The sequence below is a fragment of the Fibrella aestuarina BUZ 2 genome, assembly GCF_000331105.1.
Taxonomy (GTDB): Bacteria; Bacteroidota; Bacteroidia; order Cytophagales; family Spirosomataceae; genus Fibrella; species Fibrella aestuarina.
Genome location: NC_020054.1, coordinates 2,525,144 through 2,551,923, shown reverse-complemented (window position 1 = coordinate 2,551,923; position 26,780 = coordinate 2,525,144). Strand labels below are relative to the sequence as shown.

The 26,780-nt window shown below is 58.4% G+C and carries 18 protein-coding genes; 7 read left to right on the top strand and 11 right to left on the bottom strand.

Features of this window, described 5'->3' with window-relative positions; all coding sequences use genetic code 11:
- Positions 1–139: 139 nt before the first annotated feature.
- On the top strand, positions 140–1,003 hold the full coding sequence (gene ypfJ, locus FAES_RS10445; RefSeq protein WP_015331176.1) for a KPN_02809 family neutral zinc metallopeptidase: 864 nt from the start codon (positions 140–142) through the stop codon (positions 1,001–1,003).
- A gap of 83 nt (positions 1,004–1,086) precedes the next feature.
- Here ypfJ and FAES_RS10440 read toward each other — a convergent pair whose 3' ends face one another.
- The 6 genes from FAES_RS10440 to FAES_RS10415 form a co-directional block, all read right to left on the bottom strand.
- The gene (locus tag FAES_RS10440) at positions 1,087–1,326 is read right to left on the bottom strand and encodes a hypothetical protein (RefSeq protein WP_015331175.1); all 240 of its coding nucleotides are present in this window, start codon (positions 1,324–1,326) and stop codon (positions 1,087–1,089) included.
- A gap of 135 nt (positions 1,327–1,461) precedes the next feature.
- Positions 1,462–2,556: a Gfo/Idh/MocA family protein gene (locus tag FAES_RS10435; RefSeq protein WP_015331173.1), complete on the bottom strand. Its 1,095-nt coding sequence runs from the start codon at positions 2,554–2,556 to the stop codon at positions 1,462–1,464.
- Between the two features lie 61 nt (positions 2,557–2,617).
- Entirely contained in the window at positions 2,618–3,040 is a 423-nt protein-coding gene (locus tag FAES_RS10430; protein ID WP_015331172.1) for a response regulator, read from the bottom strand.
- A 128-nt stretch (positions 3,041–3,168) separates the two neighbouring features.
- Complete coding sequence (locus FAES_RS10425; protein ID WP_015331171.1) at positions 3,169–4,017, bottom strand: sterol desaturase family protein; 849 nt, start codon at positions 4,015–4,017, stop codon at positions 3,169–3,171.
- A gap of 123 nt (positions 4,018–4,140) precedes the next feature.
- Complete coding sequence (locus FAES_RS10420; RefSeq protein ID WP_015331170.1) at positions 4,141–5,250, bottom strand: AI-2E family transporter; 1,110 nt, start codon at positions 5,248–5,250, stop codon at positions 4,141–4,143.
- Positions 5,251–5,351: 101 nt separating this feature from the next.
- Positions 5,352–6,548: a class I SAM-dependent rRNA methyltransferase gene (locus tag FAES_RS10415; RefSeq protein WP_015331169.1), complete on the bottom strand. Its 1,197-nt coding sequence runs from the start codon at positions 6,546–6,548 to the stop codon at positions 5,352–5,354.
- 196 nt (positions 6,549–6,744) lie between these two features.
- Here FAES_RS10415 and FAES_RS10410 point away from each other — a divergent pair, with 196 nt between their 5' ends.
- Entirely contained in the window at positions 6,745–7,620 is an 876-nt protein-coding gene (locus FAES_RS10410) for a sugar phosphate isomerase/epimerase family protein (RefSeq protein ID WP_015331168.1), read from the top strand.
- A gap of 88 nt (positions 7,621–7,708) precedes the next feature.
- Here FAES_RS10410 and FAES_RS10405 read toward each other — a convergent pair whose 3' ends face one another.
- Together FAES_RS10405 and FAES_RS10400 are read right to left on the bottom strand one after the other, a co-directional pair.
- Positions 7,709–8,116 carry a hypothetical protein gene (locus tag FAES_RS10405; RefSeq protein ID WP_041257751.1) on the bottom strand — a complete coding sequence of 136 codons (408 nt, stop codon included), beginning with the start codon at positions 8,114–8,116 and terminating at the stop codon, positions 7,709–7,711.
- Between the two features lie 16 nt (positions 8,117–8,132).
- Positions 8,133–9,224, bottom strand: coding sequence for a sensor histidine kinase (locus FAES_RS10400; RefSeq protein WP_015331166.1), 1,092 nt, complete (start codon positions 9,222–9,224; stop codon positions 8,133–8,135).
- Between the two features lie 226 nt (positions 9,225–9,450).
- Here FAES_RS10400 and FAES_RS10395 point away from each other — a divergent pair, with 226 nt between their 5' ends.
- Both FAES_RS10395 and FAES_RS10390 read left to right on the top strand, forming a co-directional pair.
- Positions 9,451–12,042, top strand: coding sequence for a TonB-dependent receptor domain-containing protein (locus tag FAES_RS10395; RefSeq protein WP_041257750.1), 2,592 nt, complete (start codon positions 9,451–9,453; stop codon positions 12,040–12,042).
- A 213-nt stretch (positions 12,043–12,255) separates the two neighbouring features.
- The gene (locus FAES_RS10390) at positions 12,256–14,625 is read left to right on the top strand and encodes a T9SS type B sorting domain-containing protein (RefSeq protein ID WP_015331164.1); all 2,370 of its coding nucleotides are present in this window, start codon (positions 12,256–12,258) and stop codon (positions 14,623–14,625) included.
- A gap of 51 nt (positions 14,626–14,676) precedes the next feature.
- On the opposite strand, the gene FAES_RS10385 is transcribed toward FAES_RS10390, so the two are convergent.
- From FAES_RS10385 to FAES_RS10375, 3 genes are all read right to left on the bottom strand, one after another.
- On the bottom strand, positions 14,677–15,987 hold the full coding sequence (locus FAES_RS10385; protein ID WP_015331163.1) for a hypothetical protein: 1,311 nt from the start codon (positions 15,985–15,987) through the stop codon (positions 14,677–14,679).
- A gap of 21 nt (positions 15,988–16,008) precedes the next feature.
- Positions 16,009–16,620: a hypothetical protein gene (locus tag FAES_RS10380; protein ID WP_015331162.1), complete on the bottom strand. Its 612-nt coding sequence runs from the start codon at positions 16,618–16,620 to the stop codon at positions 16,009–16,011.
- Between the two features lie 62 nt (positions 16,621–16,682).
- Positions 16,683–18,563, bottom strand: a complete 1,881-nt coding sequence (locus FAES_RS10375; protein WP_015331161.1) for an ABC transporter ATP-binding protein — start codon at positions 18,561–18,563, stop codon at positions 16,683–16,685.
- A 133-nt stretch (positions 18,564–18,696) separates the two neighbouring features.
- Here FAES_RS10375 and FAES_RS10370 point away from each other — a divergent pair, with 133 nt between their 5' ends.
- The 3 genes from FAES_RS10370 to FAES_RS10360 all read left to right on the top strand — a co-directional run bounded on the left by FAES_RS10370 (position 18,697) and on the right by FAES_RS10360 (position 26,758).
- On the top strand, positions 18,697–20,079 hold the full coding sequence (locus FAES_RS10370; RefSeq protein ID WP_015331160.1) for a thioredoxin family protein: 1,383 nt from the start codon (positions 18,697–18,699) through the stop codon (positions 20,077–20,079).
- A gap of 167 nt (positions 20,080–20,246) precedes the next feature.
- Positions 20,247–21,452, top strand: a complete 1,206-nt coding sequence (locus tag FAES_RS10365) for a molybdopterin molybdotransferase MoeA (protein WP_015331159.1) — start codon at positions 20,247–20,249, stop codon at positions 21,450–21,452.
- 182 nt (positions 21,453–21,634) lie between these two features.
- Complete coding sequence (locus FAES_RS10360) at positions 21,635–26,758, top strand: translocation/assembly module TamB domain-containing protein (RefSeq protein ID WP_015331158.1); 5,124 nt, start codon at positions 21,635–21,637, stop codon at positions 26,756–26,758.
- The last annotated feature ends 22 nt before the right edge of the window (positions 26,759–26,780 follow it).

Sequence of the window (26,780 nt, the reverse complement as noted above, 5' to 3'; positions counted from 1 at the left end):
CGAATTGCTTACCTTTCGGCCAGTTGCCGCGTATCACTGATGTTTTGTGCTGGTCTAACTCTTTGTTAGCAAACGCAGTTTATACGCCACAGTAAGACCTGTGTTCACGGGCCAAGGTGCCCATAACCTATTTAACTAAATGCGTTGGTTAGGAGATCGCGAAAGCGGAAATGTAGAAGATCGCCGGGGTGAAGGCGGCGGTGGTGGCATGATCGTCGGTGGCGGCATTGGCACGCTGGTCATTGCCCTCGTTGTGTATTTGCTGGGCGGCGACCCATCCACCATTCTCAATCAGCAAGATACCAGCAGCCCCACCATGCCGTCGGCGCAGGTCAACTCGCAGGCCGATGATCAGGCGGCCAAGTTTACCCGGGTGGTGCTGGCCGACACCGAGGATGTCTGGGCCAAGCTATTCAACAAAGACGGCGATCAGTACCGCGCCCCCACGCTCGTTATGTTTCGGCAACGTACCCGGTCGGGTTGCGGCACCGCCGCTGCTGAGTCGGGCCCGTTCTATTGCCCCGTCGACAAGAAAATCTACATCGACCTGTCGTTTTACGATGAACTGCGTCAACGCTTTCAGGCGCCGGGCGAGTTTGCCATGGCCTACGTGATCGCGCACGAGGTGGGACATTGCATCCAGGATCAGTGGGGTATTCTCGACAAGGTGCATCAGGCCCAGGAGCGCATGGGCGAGGTAGAGGCCAACCGGCTATCGGTGCGGCTCGAACTCCAGGCCGATTTTCTGGCGGGGGTCTGGGCCCGGTATTATCAGGAAACCGAGAATCGGCTTGAAGAGGGGGATATTGAAGCGGCCCTGCGCGCGGCCAACTCCATCGGCGACGACCGCATTCAGCAACAAACGCAGGGGTACGTTCAGCCCGATGCCTTCACCCACGGCACCGCCGCCCAGCGCGCCTATTGGTTCATGAAAGGCTACAAAACCGGCGACATCAAACAGGGGGATACCTTCAACAGCAACGAAGACGCGCGGTTACAGTGATAAAAGGGTAATGTATACTGTACGATGTACAATGGGTTTTCGCCTCAGGCCCCATTATACACTGTACATTGTGCATTATTCATTCACTCGACTTCCGCCAGATAGGGCAGATAGGGTTCGAGTTTATCGGTGGATTTAAAGGCGGTTACCTGAAGAATCTGATTGGTGTAGGCGTCGTGCCGGATCTCGACGTAGAAGGAGTCGAGGCTGTAAAGCAGGTAAATAAACTCGTCTTCGTACCGGTTGGCCAGAATACTACCCTCGAAATACAGGGCGTTCATCTGATCGTCGGTGTCAAGGCTGGTAAAATGGGCGGGGGTCATACGGCGTCGATTTCAAGCGAAGATAGAAGGAAAAACAGTTTGCCGTTCGTTGGGTAGCGTTTGGCGTTGGTCATCCGGTCAGCTATCGGATTGATTAGCAACCGTAAACGCTACCCAACAAACGGCAAACTATTTTTACAGCGTCACCCGCTTGCCTTCTTTGGCAGCTTTGTAGATCGCCTCCACGATCCGAATATCGGCCAGCCCTTCTTCGCCGGGCACCAGCACCGGTGAGTTGGTCATGATCGCCTTGGCGTCGTTGTCCATCTGCATGGTCTGCTCATAGGGCGTTTTGAAGGCCACATTGGTTTTGAAGCCGTTGCTCCCCTCCCCTTTCACGCCGTCGTAGGCCGAATATGGCTCCATGCGCAAAAAGCCTTTCTGCCCCGTCACCTGCAGGAAATTCATGTTCATGCCGTAGCTGCTCTGCACCGACGCCCGTGCCCCACTCGGGAATTCCAGCTGAACCATGCTGGTTTCATCGAGGCCGTTTTTGTATATCTCGGGCCGGGTCGTGTATTGCTGCGCCGTCAGGGCAATCGGTTCTTCGCCCGTTGCCAGCCGCGCCCCCTGCAACACATAAACGCCCATGTCGTACATCACACCACCCCCCATTTCTTTCTTCTGCTTCCAGTGGTCGGTGCGGGCGTCGAAATACCCCGCTGCGCAGTTTACTAGCTGAATCTTACCGATGTTGCCGTCGCGCAGAAACTTGACATACGCCTGCGTGTTGGGCTCGTGGTGCAGCCGGTAGCCGACCGTCAGCACCCGCTTGTTTTTGCGGCAGGTGTCGATCATGTTCTGGCATTCGCGCGCCGTTACGGCCATTGGCTTTTCCACCCACACGTGCTTACCCGCCTTGGCCGCCCGCACCACGTATTCTTCGTGCATCGACGGCGGCAGCACCACATACACCACGTCGATGTCGGGATTGTTGGCGATCTGATCGAACGTCTGGTAGTTGTAGATATTCTTATCGGGAATGTTGTACTGCTTTTTCCACTTTTCAGCTTTTTCGGGCGTTCCGGTCACGATGCCGGCGAGGTAGCAGTTTTTGGTCTGCTGAAGCGCGGGGGCCAGCAGATCGGTGCTGTAATAGCCTAGCCCCACCAGGGCCACGCCTAACTTGTCTTTCTTGGGAGCTGTAGCCGCCAGCAACGTATGGGGCGACACAAGTGTTGAGGCCGAAGCCACCGATAAGGTTTGGAGCACTGTGCGGCGAGAAGCCATAATGGACAGGAAGGTTTAGTAAATTGGTTAAAGGTAACAAACAAACGTACCTGACGCAGCCTCAACAATTATTGGGGTGCAGGCAATTTTGCCAGTAGGCGATGATCAGCCCGATCTGTTCCTGCAACGACCCGAAGGTGGTCGATTTTTTGAAAAACCCTTGAACCGTTTCGTCGTAGGCAGCCCGCACCAGTTCCGGATTCGATGCGGTGGTAAAAAAAACGAACGGAATCGACTTCCGTTTGAGCGTCTCGTTGTCGGTGATGCACTGCCGCAGTTCCAGCCCGTTCATCAGCGGCATATTCACGTCGCAGAGAATCAGAAAAGGGAGTTCGGTTGTCACTTCCAGGTACGTCAGGGCCTCCTGACCGTTCGAAAAAAAGAGGCGTGGATTGGATACGTTGAGTCGTTCGAGCGACAGGTTAATCATGTACTGATCATCTTCATCGTCTTCGATAATCAGAATAGGTCCATGTGCAGACATAAAGTGGCCGTGTGGCAGGTCGAGGCCTGCCAAATGAATAGTAGTAAGTTGATTAGCTGCCGAATAGGGGGAGCCAAACCCTAAAAATAGGCAAAAAGACAATTCAACTTATTCCTAGTTACTTCTCTTCAGTCGTCGGTTAACACGCGCTGTTTTTCGCCAACGGGTGGCCGGTAAGCCTGAAAAGGCGTCTTCAGAATGCCGCCGATATGGCTGTGCTCATGGGTATCGGGGTGGGTGTCGAGCCCATACACCAGGTCCTTACCGGCTCGCTCGGCGTGGGTATTGAACAGCCGGTCCCAGATCGAAAAAATGTTCCCGTAATTGGTGTTGGAATAAGGTAACACGTAGTGATGATGCACGTGGTGCATGTTGGGCGTCACCATCAGCCAGCCAATGGCGCGGTCGGCCCAGCGGGGCAGCTCGATGTTAGCGTGGTTGAACTGCGAGAGCAACACCGAAAAGGCCTGATACATGAAGACCAGCCACATGGGCGCCCCCACCACGATCACCGCCAGCGTTGTGAACACAAAGCGAATCACGCTTTCGCCGGGGTGATGCCGGTTGGCCGTGGTGGTGTCTACATACTGATCGGAGTGATGCACGGCATGGAACTGCCACATCCACTTCACATGGTGTTCGGTCCAGTGGGCAAGCCAGGCGCCGATCAGGTCAAGCAGTAACAGACCGATCACCGCTTCGGCCCAGAGCGGCAATGACACCCACGACAACACGCCACTATGGTTGGTCACCACCCAATCGCTGGTTTTGACCAATACAAACGCCAGCGCGAAGTTGACGATGATGGTTGTGAGCGTGAAGAACAAGTTGACGCCCGCGTGCCGGGACTTGTGGTAATCGAACCGGAAGAGCGGCACCACGCTTTCGATGAGCCAGAAAAAGGCAATACCCCCGACTAGAATCAGGCTGCGGTGCGCCGACGGAATGTGTTCAAAATAGCTGACAATGCGCTCCATCGTATCTGTGTTTTGTGAAATCAAAACACAAAATACGACTAATCCGTCACTCCTTTATAAAAATTAGAGTGCCGATCAACGCGGTTTTCGCGCCCCGCCACACGGCGAGGCGCTGCCCTGTGTCTACCGTACAGTTCGTTCGGCTTTTTCTTCGGCTCGTTCCCGCACGGTGGCTTCGTCCTGCGCTGCCTCAATGCGTGACTCCTGGTTTTCGCGGGCAAAGACCTGCATCAGCACAATGAAGAACGACAGAATGGTAGGCCCGATTACCAGACCCAGAATGCCGAAGATGGGCACACCAATCACGATGCCCGCCAGCGTAACCAGCGGATGCACGTCGCCCATGCGCTTGGCTAGCATGATGCGCAGCAGGTTATCGATGTTGGTGATCACGATGGCCCCCACCAGCAGAATGCCGACTCCGTCGGTTGTGTTGCCCTGCGAGAGCTGAATCAGGCCGGCCGGTGCCCAAACCAGCGGTGTACCCAGTACCGGAATAAAAGCCAGAAAGAAGGCTACCGTGCCCCAGAACGCCGCGTCGGGCACCCCGAAAACCATCAGCGTCAACCCCGTCAGTACGCCCTGCACGAAGGAGACGATCCCCTGCCCTAGCACGTTGGCATTAACGTTGTTTTTCAGCTGATCGCCCAGTTCGCGGAGGGTGTCGCGTTTGAACGGTAGGTGCTTGCGCAGGCCCGATAGAAACGTTTCTTCATCGGAAAACATGTAGAACAACGTGAAGAGCATCAGGCCGATAATCACCAGAAAGTCGAGTGCACCGCCCGCCAGCGACGGCAGCTGACGGCTGGCAAAAGTGCCCCCCTGCTGCAACATCCGCTGGATATTCTGCTGACTGGTGATTTTAAAGCCGGTCAGTTGCTCCGCCTGTTTGACAAGGCCCAGAATCTGATCGGTATGCTGCGAGTAGTACTGGATGCGGTCGATGAGCAACAGGCTCAGCACCAGAAACGGCAGGATAATGACAAACAGCGAAAAGAACATAATGCCCGACGTAACCCAGGTCCGGTTCCATTTTTTCTTGTACACCAACCCGTAAAATACGGGCCGGAAAATGACGTAGAGGATGCCCGCCCCAAAAAAGGCCGACACGTAGCCCTGTAGACCGGCGATGATGAAGCCACCCAGCACAAGTAAGCTGGCAATCAGCAGAATACGCTGCTGTTTGGGCGTGTAAATGGTGTTAGTGACGGTGTTGGTATCTGTAGAAGCCATTCGAGTGAACAGTGTAGACTAGACGATCGACGGGGTGCCGACGCGATGCAGCAGACCTGTCAGTGAAAATCGTATAGTATACACCGTACAGTCGAAATTGTTTATTCAACCCACAGTACCAGCCCTTTGAGATAACCGCCTTCCGGGTGAAACAGGCTCACGGGGTGGTCGGCGGGCTGGCTCAGGTGGTGCAACACCCGCACCTGCCGCCCGGCTTCGATAGCGGCCGCCACCACCGTGTTGTAGAACAGCTCCCGGTCGACCACCTGCGAGCACGAAAACGTGAACAGGATACCACCCGCCGCGACCCGCTTCAGCCCTTCCACGTTGAGGCGTTTGTAGCCCTGCACCGCCCGGTGCCGCGCCGACAGGCTCTTGGCGTAGGCGGGCGGATCGAGCACCACCACGTCATACTGATGGTCGTGCGCTTTGAGGTAATGCATCACGTCGTCGGCGATGGCCTCGTGCTCGCCCGCAAAACCGGGATTGGCCGCGATGTTCTGGTTGGTGAGGTCGATGGCTTTCTGCGACACGTCGACCGAATGCACCAGCGTGGCACCGGCGGCCAGCGCATACACCGAAAAGCCGCCCGAATAGCAGAAGGCGTTCAGCACCCGCTTATCGGCAACGTATCTGGCGAGCAGTTGGCGGTTATCGCGCTGATCGAGGAAGAAGCCCGTTTTCTGGCCCGTTATCCAATCGACCAGAAACGTGTGGCCGTTTTCGCGCACGGGGCGCGGTGTTTGGGCGCGACCGAATCGGTAGCCGTTCTGTACCCCCGCCGCGTATTGGTCGGGCAAGGTTTCGGCGCTTTTGTCGTAAATGGCCACCAGTTCGGTACCAAACACCTGCTCCAGGGCCTCGCAAATGGCCTGCCGGTGCCGGTGCATCCCGATCGAGTGCGCCTGAAACACGGCGACACCGTCGTACATGTCGATGATCAGCCCCGAACAGCCGTCGCCTTCGCCGTGCACCAGCCGGTAACAGTTGGTTTGAGCGGGCACGACGCTACGCCGCACGGCCCGGATACGTTCCAGTTTCTGCGCCCAGAACGGCACGCCGGGGTCGATGGGCTGGCTGTTGGTATGCGCGGCAAACGAAAACAAACGTACCTGGATGCTACCATCGTGGAAATGCCCGGTGCCCAGGTACGTGCCACGGCTGTCGAATACCTCCACCACGTCGCCATCGTCGATACCGTCGTCGCGCTTCGCTACGGCTCCCGAAAAGACCCAGGGGTGAAACCGCCGTACTGCCTCATCGCGGCCTTTTTGCAGATGTACTTTAGGAAATGTCATGCGTCGATTGAAAAGCAAACCGCAAAGGTCGGCACGGGGCCAGCAGTTTCACGTCAGAATTTTCGGCAAATGGGGGATTTGTTTGGGCGGGGCATTAATCCTGCGCTAAAAATCGTGTCTAAGGGCCGGTTTAGCGCGGGCAGGCTATTCATTAGAACGGTCGGCGCTGTATCTTTTCGCTTCAAATCTTAGTTTCATGCAAACCAACAGACGTGATTTTCTGAAGCAGGCGGGCCTTTTTTCAGCCGGTACGCTTGCGCTTTCCTCGTCGCTGACCGATGCCTTCGGTGGCACTATCCGTAATTTCGGCCTCCAACTCTACAGCGTTCGGGATGTGCTGCCCAAAGACCCGAAAGGCATCATGACCCAACTGGCCAAAATGGGCTATAAGCAGTTTGAGAGCTATCAGGGCGAGCAGGGTTTCCTGTGGGGCATGGAGCCCGCCGCCATGAAATCGTTCCTCAACGGACTGGGTGTGAAGATGGTGAGTACCCACTTCGACTTTGGGGGTGCGGCTAAAGACGCCGATAAGCTCCAGCAGTATATCGACATGGCCAATGGTGCCGGACTCAGCTACATGCTCTGCCCATACATCGGCCCGCAGAAAACCTGGGACGACTGGAAGCGCGTCGCCGACAGCTTCAACCGCGTGGGCGAAGCCGTTCGCAATGGTGGGCTGAAATTTGGGTACCACAACCACGATTATTCGTTCCGCCCCATGCCCGACGGCCGGTTGCCGCAGGATTACCTGCTCGCCAACACCGACCCGATCAACGTTATGTTTGAACTCGATCTGTGCTGGATCGAAGCAGCCGGTCAGAGCGCCGTCGACCACCTGAAACAGCATGGCAAACGCTATGAGTTGTGCCACATCAAAGACTACAAGAAAGAAGCCGACGGCAAAGTGGTGCAGCAGAACCTGGGTAAGGGCGTCGTCAACTACAAAGCGATTCTGAAACAGGCTAAGAAAAGCGGTATGAAGCATTTTCTGGTTGAGCAGGAAGAATACCCGCAGTCGCCGATGGCCAGCATGCAGATCGACGCCGATTACATGAAGGTGCTGAAGATTTAATGGGGGGCATTGTCATTGATGGTCATTGATGGTCATTCGTTGTCATTAATTGTTTTGTACAACGAATGACCATCAATGACGGCGAAGCCTAATGACCACCAATTACCCCTACCAACTGCCCAATGGCCCTATCGATGTCGGCACGTTTGGTAGCGGGTTGATCGAAACGGTTGAACGGACGTAGTTCGAGTACGAACGTCTGTTCAACCGTTTCCGCATCTAGTGGGGTGAAGAGTTTGTACCCAACGGCCGTCACGGGCATCAGGCCATGCCGGGCTTTGAACCGCGCCAGCCATTGCCCCAATGCCACCTCTACGGAAGCCTCAGGTACGTTGGCGGCTGGCATAAAGCGCACTTCGGCGTGGTTGCGGTCGCGGAGGCGTTGTTCCGTCGGCTCGAAATGACCCGCGCAGCTGGAAAACGTCTGCACCAGTCCCGTTTGGGTCAGCGCCTCCACCAACGGCCAGATGGGCCATTCAATATCGTCGGGAAGCATAGAAGGAGTTGGCCCGTCACACATTCATCGGCGCGGGACGCGGGGCTTTGGTGGCGGGTGACCCTTCGGCTTCCAGCACCAGTTTCACCCGGAAACGACCATCGTCTTCCCCATAAGTCAGGATGTGCCGACCGGGGTAATGCAGGGTCAGGCGTTGCGCCACGTTGGTAATCCCAATCCCAGAATCCTCAGTCGACATGCTTGCCTGCGCAAACGTCGGGTTATCGACGATGAACGTAAGCTGTTGCCCATCAACGGCCAGTTGAATGCTGATGCTGCTCTTTTCCTGCCCGTGCAGGCCGTATTTAAACGCATTTTCCACGAACGGGATAAACAGCAACGGCTCGATCAGCAACCCTTCGACGGGCCCCTGCACGGTAAACGTCACCGTCTGACGGTCGGTGAGGCGCATGCGTTGCAGATCGATGTAGTAGTGCAACTGCTCGATTTCCTGTGTGAGTGATACCCGATCACGCTGCGCCTGATAGAGCATATACCGCAGCAGCTGCGAAAGCTTCACCACCGCCGCTTCGGTCTGATCGGCTTTCTGGCGGGCCAGCCAGCGAATGTTGTTGAGCGTGTTGAACAGAAAATGCGGGCTGACCTGCAACTTCAGCATGGCCAGTTCGGCCGATACTTTGCCAATCACCATCTGTTGCTGTTGATCGCGCAGGCGGGCGTGGTGGCGACTCAGGGCGATCAGCGAGCTGAGCATGGTGATGAAGCTAAACGAAAAACTCACGCTGAGCACACCCGGCCAGGGGCCAAACGGCTTATGGCGGCCGCCGGGCTTGGCCCAGGGGCGGGGCGCCTGGGGCAGGCCGTAAAAACAGGCCAGTTTCACCAGACAAACGGTCACCAGCGCCCCCAGCAGCACCAGCACAAACCGGCGGCGTTGTTGCTGCAACAGCAGCGCGGGCGTCAGCTGATTCAGGTTGTAATAGAAAAAGACGATCATCACGCCGCCCGTCAGCAATTGTGCGGTGCCAATGCTAATCAGGTCCTGCGGATTCCATAGAAAAGAGGGCAAGGTCAGGAATGGCAGGCCGATGAAGACCAGCCAGCCAACGGTATGCAATGCCCCCTGGTAGCGTTCAATTGCTCTCATAATTCATCTCCCTATCGACCCACCAATCCGTGGTGAGCCGACCACATAACGAAAGGTACGGGCTTCTGGCACGTCTTTGTGCACACCGCCGATAAACGGGGATAATGTGTCGATGAAATGCATTTCTGATGATTATCGACACATTTCGGGTGTAACGCTACACTCATTTTTTTCCTACAAAAGCCACGTAAACCTTTGTGGCACAAGCACTAAAAATACACTAGCCATGAATCGTCTCTCCGCTCTCATCCTGTTGGTCGCCTTATCGGCACCGGCTTATGCTCAGTTTGGCCCTCCCGGCGGCGGGGGCGGCGGTATGGGCGGCCCTCCGGGCATGGGCGGCTACAGACAGGGGCAGCAGGACAGCAAGAAAACAAAAGAATTTGTGCCGGGCGTCGACAGCAACGCGCCTAAAGGCTCGGCCAAACTAGGCGGGATACTGACCGACTCGGCCTCGGGTAAGCCCGTTGAATACGCCACGATCGCGCTGATCGACGCCACCACCGGCAAACCCGTCGATGGCGGAGTCAGTGACGGACAGGGCAAATTTTCGCTCAAGAACCTGCCCGCCGGTACGTTCCGCCTCCAGTACTCGTTCATCGGCTACCAGACGCGCAACGCCGGACCGATTCAGTTGGAGAAAAACACCGATATGAAGCTGGGAACGGTAACCTTGGCGCCCGACGTGCGGCTGCTGGGCGAAGTGACCGTGACGGGGCAGCGGGCCATGATCGAAGAGAAAGTAGACCGGCTGGTGTTCAACGCCGAAAAAGACCTGACGGCCCGCGGTGGCGATGCCGCCGATTTGTTGCGGAAAGTGCCACTACTCTCGGTCGATCTCGACGGCAACGTGAGCCTGCGGGGTAGCACCAACATCCGGGTGCTGATCAACAACAAGCCCAGCACCATCGTAGCCGCCAACGTGGCCGACGCCCTGAAGCAACTGCCCTCTGATATGATCAAGAGCGTGGAGGTGATCACCAGCCCCTCGGCCAAGTACGACGCCGAAGGCTCCGCCGGGATTATCAACATCATTACGAAGAAAAATACGCTACACGGCATGACGATGACCGTCGACGCCGGGGCCGGTACGCGGGGTTCCAACCTGGGGCTGAACGGCTCGTACCGCGAAGGGAAACTGGGCATCAGCCTGGGCGGGTTTGGCCGCTACATGTACAACCGCGCCTCCTCGACCTTCGACCAGACGACGTTGCTGCCCGGCGGCGGCACCCAACGCAGCCTGCAACAGAACAGCAACTTCGACAACCCGCTGTTTGGCTCCTATTCGCTCAGCGCCGATTACGACCTAAAGAAAGATGAGTCGCTCTCGGCCAGCGTGCGCTACGGCACCCGCAACTTCGTTCAGTCGCAGAGCCAGTTTACGCAGACGTACCTTAACAACGTATACAACGGCAACCCCACCACTCGCGACATCCAGCAGAAGAACCTGTCTAACAGCATCGACGCCAGCCTCGACTACCTACGTACCTACGGCTCGGGCGAGGGCAACCAGACCCGCCCCGAACTGAGCCTGTCGCTGCAACTGAGCCGCGCCAATGTCGATAACAACTACACGGCCAACCTGCTGAGCGGCACGTCGAGCGAGATTCTGCGTCGGCAACGCAACGTCAACGACAATACCAACCAGGAGCTGACGTTTCAGGCCGATTACCAGACGCCGCTGGGCAGCCGGCAGTTGCTCGAAGTGGGCGGTAAGGCCATCAACCGGCAGGTAAACAGCCAGTTTGAGTACCTGGCCGCAACCGGCAACAGCGACCTGTTTGTACCTGACCTGAACAGCCCGTCGGGTTCGCTCGACTACCAGCAGGGTATTCAGGCTGGGTACGTGTCGTATACCTACGCCAGCCGCAGCAAATACACCCTGAAAGCGGGGGTACGTTACGAACACACGGGCATCTCGGCTTTCGGCACCGACGGCAAGTCACTGGGTATCCCCGACTACGGCAACCTGGTACCCAGCGTCAACCTGTCGAAGCAACTGAGCCAGACCACCACGCTCAAGGCGGCGTATAACCGGCGTATTCAACGGCCTTTCCTACAAATGCTGAACCCCAACGTAAACGCCTCCAACCCGTTGAACATCACGAAGGGGAACCCCTACCTCAGCCCCGAACTGACCGACAACGTGGAGCTGAGCCTCAGCACGACGGTGAAGAAGGTGTACCTGAACTGGAGCGTGTTTGGCCGCCAGACCAACAACGAAATCACGCAGGTACGTATCGCGTCGGATTCGGTGCCGGGGGCCATCATCACGACGTTTGCCAACATCGGCTTCGAGCGGACGATCGGCACCAACGTGTTTGGCAACGTGCAGCTGACGCCGAAGTGGAGCATCAACGGTGGCGTCGACCTGTATTACCGCCTCATGCGGGGTCAGGTAACCGACGCCAGCGGTCGGTCGGAAACCCGCGAGAATGCCGGTACGATCCTGAGCGGCCGCCTGACCAGCCAGTGGTCGCTGGGCAAATGGGGCATTCAGGCCAACGGCTTCGTGAGCGGACCACGGATTCAGCTACAGGGGCAGCAGGGCGGCATGTACATGTACTCGGTGGGGGTACTGCGCAACTTCGCCAACAAACAGGGGAGCATTGGCCTCGCCGCCGAAAACTTTGCCGGTGGGGTGCAGATGGTATCGACCTTCTCGTCGCCCACCTTGCAGCAGGAGAGCGTGATGCGGCTCTACAACCAGAACGTGAAGCTGACGTTCAACTACCGCTTCGGCAAGATGACGTTCCAGCCCAAGAAGCGCCGTACCAACCGCGAGGGTGGCGGCAACGGCAACGGCGAAGAGTACTAGAACAACCACATACGCCCGTTCGGAAAAGGGGCCGCACCAATTCGATTGGTGCGGCCCCTTTTTCTAGTAGAATGACCGCAACCATTGGTTTGCTTTCTGCGTATCTTGACGCAGTAAACCGTACGCCACCCATCGCCGTATTCTCTTGATTGACAACCGGTTCATCTGAGAGCCGGGATCGCTTTCCTACGTCATTCCAGTAACCCCTACGCTATGCGCTGTACGTTTTACGCACTCTTTCTGTTGATTGGTCTGTTGTGCCCCCGGTTTACGTCGGCCACGCACCTGGTGGGCGGCCATCTGGAGATGCGGGCGGTGGGCGACCAACCCGGTCATTTCATCGTTACGGTTACCAACTATTTCGAGAATAACAACCGGGCCGCGGCCGTTTCCAACGGGGCTATCGGCATTTATCGGAAGCGCGACAACGTGCAGATGACGCAGTTTATCGCCTACGAAACGGGGACGGTCAAGCGCAGCCCGATCGTGTACGCCAACGCCTTCTGCGCCAGCCAGCGAAACCTGAATTTCATCTCGGCCACGTTTGTCGCCGACCTTCAGCTGTCGCCAGCGCAGTACAACGACTCGCAGGGCTACTACATCGCCTACCAGACCCGCAACCGCAACGGCAGCGTCGATAATCTCGTGAATCCGCTGAACACGGGCTTTACGTTTTACCTTGAATTTCCGGCGCTCAGCACAACGGGCAAATTTGGCAATAACTCGTCGCCGTCGTTTGCGCCGGTCAACGGCGAATACCTATGTCTCAACAACCCGTTCACGTTCCCGTTTGGTGGCACCGACCCCGACGGCGATGAGCTGCGTTACAGCATGATTACGCCGCTGAATCAGCGCACCAACAGCAATAACGGCGTTTCGGCGGGCCCCTACCCATCGGTTAGTTTCGGGTCAGGGTACTCGGCCGACAACGCCATTCCGGGGAGCCCGTCGCTTTCGGTCGATCGGGCAACGGGTCAACTGTCGGTAACGCCGACCAAAACGGGACTGTTTGTTTTCGCCGTGCTGGTGGAAGAATACCGGGGCGGGCAAAAGATCGGCGAAGTGCGGCGCGATTTCCAGTTTCTGGTGGTCGACTGCCCCCCTACCCAAACACCCACCCCCACGGCGCAGATCAAAGGCCTGCCCGTTACGGCGACCAAAACCACGCTTTGCCCCGGCGAATCGGCCACGCTCGTGGTCACCAACGACCCAACCTGGAATTACCAGTGGCAACGCGACGGCCTGAATATGCCCGGCGCGACCAACAGCGAGCTGACCGTGAACGATCAGGGCGTGTATACAGTGCAGGTGTCGCTCAAAAACACCTGCACGCAGGCCGGCGGCACCCAGAGCCTGACCATTAATTCGATGAACACCACGCCGACACTGACGGCTAAAGGACAGCTGTGCGCGACCGACGGATCCGTAACGATGACGGTTTCGACGCTCCCCGACATGGGCTATCAATGGCTGGTCAATGGGCAGGTAGTACCGGGGGCCATCGCCGACGAACTGCTCGTTAGCCAGCCAGGTACGTACCAGGCCCGGCTCACCCACCTCACGCTGGGCTGTTCCGTGCTTAGCGAGCCCCGGCAGCTTACCCGCGCCCCGGCGGTGGTGGCAACCCTGCTGTCGGCGAGTGGCTTCAACCGTATCTGCCCCAGCGGCAGCCTCGACTTGCTGGCCGATGGCGGCATCCAGTACAAATGGACGGCCAATGGGCAGTTGCTTGCGGGCGAAACGGGCAGCACCCACAGTACCAGCGCGGTGGGTACGTTCAGCCTGACGGCCACCGATGCCAACGGTTGTACGGGTACGTCGCCACCGCTCACGCTGAGTGCCGTTCCACCCGTTGCGCCCGCGCTCGACGTGCTTCCGCCGATGTGCGGCACGGTGGCCGCCGCGCAAACGCTGATCGGCCAACCCCTCAGCGGTACGTTTGCCGGACCGGGCGTCACCGGGTCGCAGTTCAACCCGGCGGCGGCGGGCGTAGGGCAGCATACGATCACCTACAGCCTGCGCCCCGCCCCCGAGTGCGTGGCGGTGACCACGTCGCAGACGGCCATCGTGTATCCCATCCCGACGATCGATCTGCCCGAACAGATGCTGACGTTCCGGGGCAACTCGTTTACGCTACAACCGGGCTTAACCGGCGACCCCACGCAATTTCTGTGGTCGCCCGCCGATTGGCTGCGGGACGCGCAGGTGGCCAACGCGCAGATCGACGATATCCGGCAGCCCATTGCCTACACACTTTGGGTAGCCAATGCCGGTAGCTGCACGGCCACCGCCACCATCGAGATCGACGTGGTCGACCGGCTCTATGCCCCGGATGCCTTTACACCCAACGGCGATGGCGACAACGACCAATGGGAAATCGTCAATGCCGCCGCCTTCCCCGACCTCGACGTGACGGTCTTCAACCGCTGGGGCTCGGCCATTTTTCACGGCAGCGGCGCCGATCAACCCCGCTTCGACGGGCGGCTCGATGGCGTTGAGTTGCCCGGCGGCGTGTATACCTACGTCATCCGGTATTCGCCCCTCTTTCCGCCCTTGCGGGGTAAACTTATGCTGTTGCGGTAAGCCAAGCGAACGGATGTGCTGCCCAATATCCGATCTGACCGCACGCAATTCTCACTCAAACTCGATCACGTATTCCGACAGGTATTGGCTCTGTTTGGACTGAATATCTTTGACGAAGAGCCGGGCCCGCTGCCCTAGCCGCAGGCAGGTGTGCCGGTTTTTGATGTCGTCGGGCGTTTTGGTGGGTTGCAGGGACGGGTACCAGAGGAAGGAGCCGGGGCGGTCGAGGAGTTGCTTGGGTTGGGTCCAGTCCTGCGAATTCAGCGCTTCACCCAGATCGGCGTGGGGATTGAACGAAATGTGAATGCTGCTGCCCGCCCAGGAGGGCCCCGTTGCTTTCGCCATGAGCATTACCCAGGCGTTGAGGTGCGTGTTCCAACTCACCGACGGCCCCCAATGATAGCCCGCTTTGGGCGACGACGTGGGGCCGCCCCCCGCCGCTTCCGGGATTTGCAGGCTGGCGACAGGTTTACCGACCTCGTCGAAGGGAACCGTAAACGCCTTACCATCCCAGCGGCGGGCCTTGCCCTGCGGTTGATCGAGGTCAGCCAGCCGGATACGGGCCACACTGATGCACTGCCCACGCCGTTCAACCTGCGGGTCGTAGGTCGCCGCCTGATACGTACCGGGGTAGCCATATTCCCCGTAAAACAGGTACAGGTAATCGCCGCTGACCACCGCCGACGGGTCGCCTACGCCCCCGGCGAAAGTATTGCCCGTGTTGTGTTTGCGCAGAATCATGCGCGGCTGCTTGTCTTCCAGGAATAACCCGCGGTTGGTCCAGCTACGCCCGCCGTCGGTCGATTTCATGATGCCGATCCGGCAAACGGCGGCCATCGAGCCGGGTTCCTTGATGCCTTCGGGCCAGTCCTTTATTTGGTAGCCCTCACCCGTTTTGGCATCGTACGGCAGCGTCGACGGGTAGTTTTCGTTGTGGTAAACGGCATACAGCGTCCGGCCCGACGAATCGGCTTTGGCCTGATACACCGTCTCAAACCAGATGGCCCCGTGCAGGCCCGGCTTTCCAACGGGCGCGTTCTTGGGCAATTGGGGTTCGGTGAAGGCCTCGGCTTTGTTGCGGAACGTAGCTTCGGCGTTGGGGCCATCGGCAAACTTCAGGTCGCGGGCATCGCCCCAAAGCGGATCTTCGCCGTATTTGCCCGGAAAAATCCGAAACGTGTCGCCCACCCACGCCTCTGCCATGTTGCAGTCGACAAACGAGTTGAAGTAGATGGGCTTGGTTTTGATCAGTTTGAAAGCCGGGCTGAACGGCTTCGTCTGCTCACGTTCCTGAGTTGACGAACAGGCAAACAGCACCGACAGCATCCCGCCGAGGAGGCAACTACGCGTAGTGAACAGCATGGGGTGAGGTGGTAAAGGCGGTTAGCGGTTTGCCGTTGCCGAAACGGGCGGGTTGATCATGATGTGCGCGCGGTGCGTACCGGGATCCATGATCCAGGGCATGCCGGGGGCTTCGGGTTTCAGCGGCAGGCCGGTGCTCTCGGCGGTGGCGTAGGGGATATAGACCACGTAGCGCAAATACCCGTTTTTGACCTCACCCGTTGCGGGCGTGTACTCTTCCTCTTTGGCGGTATACGCATACAGCGACGAGGGATGCGCCGGCATGGTCAGTTTCTTTTCCTTCACCTCCTGCTCGCGGATTTTCAGGATTTCGTCGGGCTTCTTTCCTTCGGCTTTCAACACCCGGCCGCGTTCCATAAAGGGCTCCAGGTCCCGGTGGTAGCACGATACGTTGAGCCCTTTCTGCCGCGGATCGTCGGCGAGGCAGATCAGTTCGTTGGTTCCTTTTCGCAGTAACACAAATGCATTCGTCGGTGAGTAGCCGTAGACGGTTGCCCCAGCCCGTTTGTCTTCAGGCGCAGCCAGCACGGCTGTTTTCACCTGAACATCGGGCGACGGTACGACAGAATTCTGCGCATACAGGACAGTAGACAGCCCAGGTAGGGCGGCAATCAGCAGTAGTAAACGGTTCATGGTCAAGGCTGGCTTAGGCGAATCAAGTTAGAAAGATTTCTGGTTGATTGCTGACGCACCCGTTATTGATACCCCCGAGCCTGCAAAGTGAACAGTTCGGCGTAACGACCCTTCTGCGCCAGCAGCGCCTCGTGCGAACCAATTTCGAGCAACTGCCCGTTTTCGAGCACCAGAATACGGTCGGCCATCCGAACGGTGCTGAACCGGTGCGAAATAATGACCGACGATTTGCCTTCGGTAAGGGCGTTGAACCGCTGAAACACCTCGTATTCGGCGCGGGCGTCGAGAGCGGCGGTGGGTTCGTCCAGGATGATCAGTTGGGCGTCGCGCATGTAGGCCCGGCCCAGCGCCACCTTCTGCCACTCGCCCCCCGACAGTTCGACGCCCTGATTGAAGCTCTTGCCCAACTGCTGACTGTAGCCCCCGGCCAGCTTGGCAATGACCGTATCGGCCAGGCTGCGCTGCGCCGACGTTTCGATGCGCGGCTGATTGGTGCGCTCGTCGATGTCGCCCACAGCAATGTTGGTGCCCGCCGACATTTTGAACCGGATGTAATCCTGGAAAATCACCCCAATGTGGCGGCGCAGATCGTCGAGGTCGTAGTCGCGCAGGTCATGGCCGTCGAGCAGAATCCGGCCTTCGGTGGGGTCATAGAGGCGGGCAAGCAGCTTCACCAGCGTAGTTTTGCCCGCGCCGTTTTCGCCCACCAGCGCCAGTTTTTCGCCCGCCTGTAGGGTAAACGACAGCCCGCGCAACGCCCAGCGGTCGCTGTTAGCGTATTTGAAGCCCACATTCTCGAACGTGAAACCGGAACGTACCTGAGCCGGAAACGGCAGGGCGGTCTTGGGCGAATGAATGAGCGGCTGAATGGCGAAATAATCGAACAGGTCCTGTAGGTAAACGGCCTCCTGCGTCAGGCTGCTGAACTGCAACAGAATGCCTTCGAGCGAGCTACGTACCTGCCGGAACGACCCCGCCAGAAACGTGAGGTCGCCCAGCGAAATCTGGCCCGTCACGGCGCGTTGCACAATCCAGACGTAGGCGCCGTAGTAGCCCGCCGTGCCGAGGCCCGTGAGCAACGTACCCCAGCCCGCCCGACTCACGGCGATGGCCTGATTCTTCTTCAGGTACTCGGTCGACAGCGTACGGAAGCGGTCGATGAGGAAGCCCGACAACCCGAAAATCTTGACTTCTTTAGCTGTTTCGTCGCTGGCCCCAACGTACCGGAGGTAATCGAGTTCGCGACGTTCGGGCGTCCAGCTGCGCGAGAGCGAGTAGCTTTTCCGGTTGAAGTAATTATCACCGATAAACGAGGGCGTCACGGCCACGGCAATCAGCAGCAACAGCCAGGGATTGTACACGGCCAACCCCGCCGCCAGAAAGCCCACCGAGATGAGTTGCTGCACCTGCCCAAACACGCCCGATAACAGCACCGTGCGGCCGTTGGTCTGGCGGCGCGCGCGTTCGAGTTTATCGTAGAAGGTGGCGTCTTCAAATTGCTCCAGATCGAGTTCAGCAGCGTGCTCCATCAGCCGGATCGACGTCTGGTTGGCAAACTTGTCGCCCAGCAGCCCGTCGATGAGCGACACCGCCCGCCCGATGGCCGTTGAGAGCACGGCCAGGCCAAACTCGATGGCCACCAGTTCCCACAGGTACGTGGTGTCGGCAGCGCCGCCCTGCGTGCGACTAACGACCTGATCGATAATGAGTTTGCCGACATAGAGCGTGGCCGCCGGGATAGCTGCCTGCACGAGCCGGAGCAGCGCATCGGCCAGAAACAGCGGCGGCGAGGTAGCCCAGACGAGCCGAAAAAACGTGGGTAGGTTGCCGAGGGCGGCAAAGCGTTCGCGCCAGCTGACCTGATCGCTTACGTCGCCAGTGGGTTTGGTTGATGCCGACCGGCGGTTGCCTCCTTTTTCATGGGTATTTGTTGTGGGTGTCATACACCTATAGGACAAGCCAATTCGCCGGTTGGTTCAACGTCTCAACGGCCCTTACTACATGGATTTAACAAAACAGTTTACTACCTTACCCCTACTTTACTAAATCTCCGTATAACTACGCACAAGCAATCCCATGAAAACACGCCTTTATGTCCGTGTGCTGGCCCTGTGGCTGGCGCTTTTGGGTCTGACCGCCCCGTCCCACGTCTTCGCTTCGTTGCCCCCCGATGACCACGTAGGCATCCACTTCTTTACGGGTACGTGGAACGAGTTGCTGGCTGAGGCCAAAAAGCAGAAGAAGCCCGTGTTTGTCGACGTTTATACCACTTGGTGCGGCCCCTGCAAACTGATGGCAAAGCAGGCTTTCCCCGACAAGGCCGTGGGCGACCTGTTCAACGCCAATTTCATTTCTTACCAGATCGACGCCGAGAAAGGCGAAGGCATTGAGGTGGCGAAAAAATACAACGTCACGGCTTACCCAACCTCGCTGTTCGTATCAGCCGACGGCGACCTGATTCAGCGCACAGTAGGATATGGCGGCATCAAGGGCCTGGTCGATGAAGCCAACAAAGCTATCGAAGCGGCCCGAACGGCTAAACCGATTGCCCTTTGGGACAAAGAGTTTGCTAATGGTAAACGTGATGCTGACTTTCTGAAGACGTATCTGGCCCAACGAGCTCAACTTGGCCTCCCCAATGGCGACGCACTGGACGCCTACCTGCTTGCGGCCCCTGAAGCCGACCTGACCACCCCGGCTGGGCTGGAACTCATCAGCGGTAACCTGACCACCACAAACTCGAAAGGGTTTGACTGGCTGTTGGATGGGATCAAGGCCAATCAGGGCCAGCGCACGTCGGCACCTGCCGTTCAGAAAGCCGTGATGGCGGTTAGCCAGCTACTGGCCCGCGACGAGCGCAAAGCCACCTCCGAAGCCGAGATGGAGCGCGTGATTGCCAATCGGATGAAATTGACCCAGAAACTGGGCATGAAAGGGCCAGCGGGCACCACAGCGACAGACGGCATGTGGCTCAATTTTTACAAACGCACCAAAAACGTACCCAAATACCGCGAGTTCGCCACCAAATCGGCCCAGCCGTTGATGGCCGTCTCTGCCGACTCGCTGAAGACCAGGAACGACGAAGCCTATCAGCGGTTTCTAACCCAGACGCAATCGCTCCCCGACTCCGTGAAGAAAACCGCCAATTTCAAGCGGTATGCCGATCAGATGAAAAACGGGGCTACCCAACAAACAGCGCAGGCCCTGAACAGTCTGGCCTGGGGCTACTTCGAAACCCTTACCGACCCTGCCGATCTGAACCAGGCGTTGGCCTGGTCGGGACGCTCGCTGGAATTAAATCGGTCGGCGGCCTCACTCGACACTTACGCGCAACTGCTCGGTAAACTGGGGCGCAAGCCGGAAGCGATCAAGTATGAAGAAGAGGCACTTGCCCTCGCCAAAAAGACCGGAGAAGACGCGGCTGATTACGAAAAAACGCTGGCAGCGCTCAAGCAGTAGCCTGTATCCGTTTGTCTTGCGCCGCCCCCGCTGCCTAATAGTCAGTGAGGGCGGCGCTCTTTCTTTGTGCGGTCAAAACGACTTTGTATCCCAAAAGTGGTCTGGCTAATGCTGCTTCTTTACCAGAATGCGTGTTTCTTCGCTCTTCAAACTGTCTCTACTGCCTTATGCTGACCGTTGCCGAAGCCGACGACCTGCTCGCGTCGCACCAGTTATCGCTCACGACCGAAACCGTTGCCTTTACCGAGGCGCCGGGCCGCGTACTGGCCGAGACCATTCTGGCCGACCGCGATTTCCCGCCGTTTGACCGGGTGGCGATGGACGGCATTGCCATTCAGTACGACGCGCTGGCCGATGGCCAAACGGCTTTTTCGATCCTGGCGATCGGGCGGGCGGGCGAACCCCAGCAACCCCTCCCCGACCCCACCGGCTGCATGGAGGTGATGACCGGCTCGGTGTTGCCCAGCGGCGCCGATACCGTCATCCGGTACGAAGACCTGTCCATCACCGACGGCATTGCCACGCTGACGATCCCAGCTGCAGAGATAAGCCGTGGCCTCAACGTGCACAAACAAGGCACCGACCGCCGCACCTTCGACGTAGTCCTGTCGGCAGGGGTGCGCCTGCGGCCCGTCGATCTGGCAGTGGTGGCGTCGGTGGGGCAAACGTCGCTGTCGGTGCGGAAGCGGCCCCGCGTGGCGGTCGTCTCGACGGGCGACGAACTGGTTACGATTGAACAAACACCGTTGCCCCACCAGATTCGGCAATCCAACGCGCACCTGCTGTGGGCGGCGTTGCACGAGATGGGCATCGACGCCTCGATTCATCATTACCCCGACGACGTAGCCACCATCACGAGCGGTCTGTCGGCCTTACTGTCGGGCCACGACGTGCTGGTGATGACGGGCGGCGTATCGGCCGGCAAAGCCGATTACGTACCCGATATCCTGGCGGGGCTGGGTATTCGCAAACACTTCCATAAAATTGAACAGCGGCCCGGCAAACCCATGTGGTTTGGCACCAGCCCCGATAACCAGCGGGTGGTGTTTGCGTTGCCCGGTAACCCTGTCTCCACCACGCTTTGCTTTTACCGGTACGTTCGCCCTTACCTCGAAACGGCGATGGGTCTGCCCGGCGAACCGCCGCTCTACGTGCAACTGGCCAAGCCCGTTACGTTTGCGCCACCGCTCACCTATTTCACACCCGCCCACCTGACGACCTCGACCGAGGGTACGTTGCTGGCCGAACCGTTACCGGGCAGTGGCTCCGCTGATTTCACCAACCTCACCGCCGCCGACGCCTTCCTGGAATTCCCGGCCACGGAGAGCAACTTCCCGGCCGGAACGGTCGTGCAGGCGTGGGCAATTGGGTGAGGGAGGAAGTTTGATAGTTTAGCGTTGGGGAGTTTTCTGTTTGGAGTTTGTCAGCGTGAGCTCAACCAGCGTAAGCCAACGCCAAACAGAAAACTCCCAAACCCTAAACTGAAAACACTCAAACATCCCCCACCCTTAGCCGTTATACCAATGGATAATCCATCAGACTTTACACGGATTTAGTGAAACGATTCCTGCTGACAACCGGCCTTGTCATACTAACCATTGTGTTATTAGTGGTTGGTTTTGTCACGGTTATTGCGACCACTCCTTTTGGGCAACAGTTTGTTACCCAGCAGGTTAACAATTATCTAGGCAAGAAGATAAAGGCGCCGTTTCGTATTGGGCGCATCCGCTACAAAATTCCCGACTGGATTGAACTGGAGGACGTTTTTTTCAAAACACCCCAGGGCGATACGCTGCTGAGTGGCCGCCGGATGCGCGTCGATGTCGACATGCTGGCGCTGTTACAAAATAAGATTTCGCTCAATCAGATTGAATTGGAAGGCGTTCGGCTGCACGTGACGCGCACCCTGCCCGACACGGCGTTCAACTTCAATTACATCCTCGACGCCTTCAATACGGCTAAGCCCGACACCGCAAGCCTGGCGACGAAAGTGGCCCCACCGGCCGACACCACCTCGACTCCGCTTGACATCAGCCTGTCGGGGGTAGCGCTTCGGCAGGTGTTGATCCGGTACGAAGACGACGTTGCCGGGGCCAACGTGGATGCCTACATGGACAGCCTGCACGTCAACTTCGAGGCGGTCAACGTGGCGCAGTCGCGCTACCGCATTCGGGACGTGAGGGGCGATCGGCTGAACATCAAGACCCGCCTTTACGAAGGCCTGCCGACCCCCGAAACACCCGAGACGTCATCTGACACACTGGATCTGGGGCTGGGCAGCTGGCAGCTAACCAACACCCTGTGGGACGTTCGCGTGGAAACGGCAGATTTTGCCACGACGGGTAAGGTGAACCGGCTGGCGATGGAAAGCGACTATTTCTACCTCAACGGCGAAAAAGTCGGCATCAAATCGCTGCTGCTCGATAAATCAGACATCACGACCACATTGCTGCGCCCGACACGGGCTAAAAAAGAGGCCCGCTCCACGGCGGCAGCGGTTGCCATTCAGCAGGCGGACCCGCGCGTGAAAAATGCGGCTAAAGCCGCCGAAGCGCAACCGGCGGGCTGGGTAGCGCGCGTGGGTCGGGTACGTTTCACCGACAACCGGCTCCGGTTCGACGATCAAACGCAGCCCCGGCAAGCCAAAGGGCTGGACTATGGGCACCTCGATATGCAGGGACTGGGCATTGAAGGCCGAAACCTGCTGTACAGCCCCGCCCTGATTTCGGGCCAGATTCGGCAAGGGCGCTTCCGCGACAAAAGTGGGTTTGTGCTGCAACATTTCGACGTGGATGCGCAGTACGGCGAAAAACAGACTCTGCTGAGCAACCTATTTATCCGCACGGCCTCGCCCGGTAGCCCCGGCACCATTCTCCGCGACCGACTCGAACTGCGTTACGATTCGCTGGGCCAGCTCACACGGGCAACCGAGGGACGCAACCTGAACCGGGTACGTGTGCTCGTAAACCTGCGCCAGAGTCGCCTCGCCTTTGCCGACGTGCTGCAACTGGCCCCGTTTCTGGCCAACACGCCGCCTCTAGCGGGCAACAGCCGCGAGGTGGTCCGCCTCAACACGCAGCTACGCGGTACGCTGGCCGATCTACGTATCCCCAACGCCGAACTGGCGATGCTCTCCGGTACATCGCTCAAAATGGCGGGGCGCTTCACCAACGTTACGGTCCCCGACCGGCTGGGCCTCGATATAACCCTCACCGAAGCCCGCACCAACCGCGCCGACCTGCGCAAACTCCTGCCCGCAGGTACGTTGCCCGACTCGGTGGCACTGGCGCCGCAACTAAACCTGACGGGCCGCATCCGAGGTACGTTGGACAACCTGACGACCGATGCAAAACTAGCCACCAACTGGGGCACGGCAGCGTTCGACGGTACGCTGCGCAACTTTTACGCGGGGAAAAACCAAGCCTACGAAGGCAAAGCCATACTGGACAAGTTCGATGCGGGCAAGTGGCTGATGAATCCGAAGCAGTTTGGCCTCATCACGGCCCGGGCTGCCGTAAACGGGCGCGGCATCGATCCCAAAACGCTCTCGACCAACTTCCGGGCGGTGGTCGATCAGGCGGATCTTAATGGCTATAATTATAAGAACGCCGACGTAGCCGGTACGTTATCGGGTGGTACGCTGACGCTAAAAGGGGGTATCAATGACCCCAACATCCGGCTGGCGCTGGACACCCGCGTGGGGCTAAAAACCGATTACCCCAGCATCGACGGCACCATCAACATCAACGAGCTGAACCTCGACAAGCTCAAGCTTTATGCCGACCCGCTCTCGATCAAAGGCAACATTCAGCTGGCGATGACCTCGACTGACCCCGTCCGGCCCGAGGGGACCATCTACGCCCAGGATGCGGTGGTGAGCCTGAAGGGCAAAAGCTACCCCATCGACACGCTGTACCTGAAAGCAGGCACCGTGAACCCCAACCGCAAGACGCTGGTGCTGGGCCTGCCGTTTGGGCAACTGGCGCTAAGCGGGCAGTTTGAATACACCAATCTATATGATATCGTGGCGGGCGAAATCGGGAAGTATTTCCGCATTCCGAACCTTACTTACAAGACCATCCAGCCCCCCTATAGTTTCTACGTCACGGGGCAGGTCCGTCAGGATCCGCTGTTGCAGGCGTTTGTTCCCGGTATCCGCAAGCTGGAACCCGTCAAACTCGACGCTTACCTTGACAATACCCGCGACACCACGTTTGCGGCCCGCATCAACACCGGCCTCGTCGACTATGACACGACAGTAATCAAAGGCTCCTCATTGGCGCTGCTGGCTTACAATAACCAGTTGAACGTGGCGGGGCAGCTCAACGGCGTGCAGACGAGTAGCCTAAAACTCTACAAAACCCAGTTGAGCGGCTCAGCCGCCAACAACAAGTTCACGTTCTCGGTCGTCAGCAAAGACTCGGCCGACCGCGACCGACACGGGCTGGCGGGGCTAGTGTCGCTGGTTGGCAACGATTACCGGCTACAGGTAGGGCAGCGCGGCCTGCTCACTAACTACCGCACCTGGACGGCCGATAGCACGGGTTTCCTGCAATATGGTCCGGCGGGGGTGCTGGCGCAGGGCTTCCTGATCCGGCAAGGGGAGCAAACGCTGGTCGTGAACAGCACCGAGCCGAAGCCCAACACCCCCCTACGGGTGGAGGCCCGTAACCTGAACCTGCGTGACCTGGCGGCTATTGCTAACCAGGATACGTCGACGGTGTCGGGCACGCTCAACAGCAACGTGGTCGTGCGCGATTACTTCACCAAACTGGGTTTCACGGGTGATCTGCGTGTCGATAGCCTGCGGGTGATGGATAAGCCTATCGGCAATGTGGACGGCAAATTTGCCAACGCATCGGACGGGCGTATCTCGGTTGATGTGAGCCTGCTGGGTACGTATAACGACGCCAAACTGTCGGGCTTTTACAACCCGAACGACCCCAAATCCAATCTTGATTTTCTGTTGCAGCTCAACCGGCTGGATGCCCGCACCATCGAGGCCTTCAGCTTTGGCGAGTTGCGGCGGGCGCGGGGTACGTTGCACGGTGAAGCCGACATCTTGGGTAGCACCACCTCGCCCCAATTGAATGGCGGTATCTCATTCGACTCGGTTGCCTTCAACATCAAGCGGCTGAATGCTACCTACCGGATCGATCAGGAACGCATCCGGCTGGCGGGGCAAACCGTCACCTTCACTGATTTCAACCTACGTGATACGCTAGGCCGTACCCTGACAACCGACGGCAAGGTGGTGCTGAGTAACATCCCCGATGTGTCGTACGACTTGCGGGTTCGGGCTAATAACTTCCTGGCGCTGAACGCCGCCCGCAAAGACAATGATTTCGTCTACGGCCAGGCGTCGATCTCGGCTAACCTACACGTGGTAGGAAAAGGGTCGTCGCCCGCCATCGACGGCAACGTGCGGCTGGAAGACGGCAGCAAAGTAACGACGGTGCTGCCCAGCGACGACGCCAGCCTTGAAGATGCCCGCGAAGTCGTGACGTTCATCGACCACAAAGACACGCTGGCGCTGAGCAAGTACCTGAAACCCCGCGTCGATTCGGTCAGGGCACCGTTGCAGTTTGACCAGCTCAATAAATCAAACATCAACCTGACGCTCGAAGCCGATGAGCAGTCGGAAATCACCATCGTGGTCGATGAGCTAAACGGCGACAACCTGCGGGCACGGGGCAACGCGCGCCTGGCGGTCAACGTAGCACCCAGTGGCGAGATTTCGGTGTTGGGGCGGTATGAAGTGACCGAAGGCCGCTACTCGCTGACGTATCAGGTGCTTCAGCGCGAGTTTGCTCTGCAAAAAGGGGGTTACATCAACTTCACCGGCGACCCGCTGAAAGCCGACCTGAACCTGACGGCCATCTACGAAGCACGCACGACATCCGACGCCCTAATTTCGAGCGAGGTTTCGACGCAAACCTCCCCCACCACCAAGATTCAGGTGCCTTACAACGTGGCCCTGACGGTGAGCGGCAACCTCTCGGCCCCCAGCATTACCTTCGACATATTGGCTCCGCGCGAAACGCTGACGCGCCTGGGTGCGGCGGCCGATCCGGTGTCGCGCAAGCTGCAATCCCTGCGCGACAACCCCAACGACATGAACAAGCAGGTCTTTGGCTTGCTCATTCTGGGCAACTTCATCGCCGAAACGTCGAACGGCTCCAACTCCGATTTCAACGTGGGTAACACCGCCGAAAACCTGGCCCGGAGCAGCGTGAGTAAAGTGATCTCGCAGCAGTTGCAGCAGTTCGCTTCGGGTCTCATCAAGGGCGTCGATCTGGACGTAAACCTGGACTCGAAAAGCGGGCTGGCGCAGACGGGTAGCGCAACGGCCAACCGCACCGACCTGAACATCGGCCTCTCGCGGAGTTTCCTGCAAGGGCGCCTGACGGTCTCGGTGGGCCGTAACTTCTTGGTCGACGGCACCAGCGACGTGCGGGCTGCCCAGAACAACAATGCCGTGTTCGATAACCTGTCGCTCAATTACAACCTTACCCGCGATGGGCGTTACGCGCTTCGTGCCTACCGCCGTAACAACACCGAACGGACAATTCTGGAAGGGTTTGTGGTGGAAACCGGCGTGGGCTTTGTCATTACCGTCGACTTCAATACCCTGGCCGACCTGACCCGGCGGCGGCGGGAAGAACCAGAGACCGAATAATGAAAAGTGAATAATGAAACAT